General features: G+C 62.5%; 2 protein-coding genes. Both read left to right on the top strand.

Annotated elements, in window-relative coordinates; translation table 11 throughout:
• Positions 1-4 precede the first annotated feature (4 nt).
• Positions 5-628: a d(CMP) kinase gene (locus tag KG698_RS15070; protein WP_300984202.1), complete on the top strand. Its 624-nt coding sequence runs from the start codon at positions 5-7 to the stop codon at positions 626-628.
• Between the two features lie 232 nt (positions 629-860).
• On the top strand, positions 861-2,023 hold a 1,163-nt coding region (locus tag KG698_RS15075), incomplete at its 3' end, for a 30S ribosomal protein S1 (protein WP_213686363.1).

Raw genomic sequence — 2,023 nt, forward strand, 5'->3', positions numbered from 1 at the left:
AAGGCTGAGCGCTGTGTCCAAGAACGAGCAAAGCGGCTTTACCGTCGCCATCGATGGGCCGGCGGCGGCGGGCAAGGGTACGATCAGCCGCGCGGTCGCGGCACATTTTGGCTTTGCCCATCTTGATACGGGGCTGTTGTATCGTGCGGTGGGCGCGATGGGCGGCGATCCTGTGGCCGCAGCGCGGCGGCTGTCGCCCGAAGACCTTGCGCGCCCCGATCTGCGTAGTGCCGAGGCAGGCCAAGCCGCCAGCAAGGTTGCAGTGATCCCGGAGGTGCGCGCGGCACTGGTCGATTTCCAACGCAGCTTTGCGCGGCGCATGGGTGGGGCTGTGCTGGATGGGCGCGATATCGGCACGGTGATCTGCCCCGAGGCGGATGTGAAGCTGTTCGTGACCGCCAGCCCCGAGGTGCGGGCCGCGCGCCGCCTGAAGGAATTGCGCGACAGCGGTTTTGCGACGGATTTTGCGACGGTTCTGGCCGATGTGCGCGCGCGTGACGCCCGCGATGCGGGGCGCGCGACGGCGCCGATGGTGATGGCCGAAGGGGCGGTATTGCTTGATACCAGCGCCATGGCGATCGATGAGGCGGTGGCCGCCGCGATCGCCGCAGTGGCCGCGCGTCGCTGACAGGCCAGCGCCCCCGCGCGCTGCAGCTTGCGCCACAGGGACTTGCGCCAAGCCCATGCGGGCGTTATACGCGCGCCTGTCAACATGGCGGTCAACGCTGGAAAACAAGAGATCGGGCAGGGTCGGGTAACCGGCCCTCTTTGTTTTCCGGACCGTCTGACCAATGATCACCCCAAGACCGGCGGAGACAACCGCACGGCCAGCAAAGCACCAAAAAGGAAACTGAAACCGCATGTGCGCTAAAACAACCATGGAGGAATTCGAAGCCCTCCTGAACGAAAGCTTCGAGATCGACACACCCGCCGAGGGCAGTGTTGTACGCGGCAAGGTCATCGCGATTGAAGCGGGCCAAGCCATCATCGATGTCGGCTACAAGATGGAAGGCCGTATCGATCTGAAAGAATTCGCAAATCCCGGGGAAGCTCCTGAAATCGCCGTTGGCGACGAGGTCGAGGTTTACCTGCGTAACGTGGAAAACGCCCGCGGCGAGGCTGTGATCAGCCGCGAAATGGCGCGCCGCGAAGCTGCGTGGGATCGTCTTGAAAAGGCCTATGCCACCGAAGAGCGTGTCGATGGCGCGATCTTTGGGCGCGTCAAGGGTGGCTTTACCGTCGATCTGGGCGGTGCCGTGGCCTTCTTGCCCGGCAGCCAAGTCGATGTGCGCCCCGTGCGCGATGCTGGCCCGCTGATGGGCCTCAAGCAGCCGTTCCAGATTCTCAAGATGGACCGTCGCCGCGGCAATATCGTCGTGTCGCGCCGCGCGATCTTGGAAGAATCACGCGCCGAACAGCGTGCCGAGGTTATCGGCAAGCTCAACGAGGGCGATATCGTCGATGGTGTGGTCAAGAACATCACCGAATACGGTGCCTTCGTCGATCTGGGCGGTGTGGACGGTCTTCTCCATGTCACCGACATGGCATGGCGTCGCGTCAACGACCCCAAGGAAGTGTTGACCATCGGCGAGACCGTCAAGGTTCAGGTGATCAAGGTCAACAAAGACACCCACCGTATCAGCCTTGGCATGAAGCAGTTGCAGGATGATCCTTGGGATGCGGTCGAAAAGACCTATCCGCTGGAATCCGTGCATATGGGCCGCGTCACCAACATCACCGATTACGGCGCCTTCGTGGAGCTGGAGCCGGGTGTCGAAGGTCTGGTCCATGTCTCCGAAATGTCGTGGACCAAGAAGAACGTGCATCCCGGCAAGATCGTCTCGACCAGCCAAGAGGTCGAGGTCATGGTGCTCGAGATCGATAGCGCCAAGCGCCGCGTGTCGCTCGGGCTCAAGCAGACCATGCGCAACCCGTGGGAAGTCTTTGAGGAAACCCATCCCGTCGGCACGCCGGTCGAGGGTGAGGTCAAGAACATCACCGAGTTCGGCCTGTTCATCGGTCT

It is taken from the genome of Roseicyclus sp., assembly GCF_018402035.1.
GTDB lineage: Bacteria > Pseudomonadota > Alphaproteobacteria > Rhodobacterales > Rhodobacteraceae > Roseicyclus.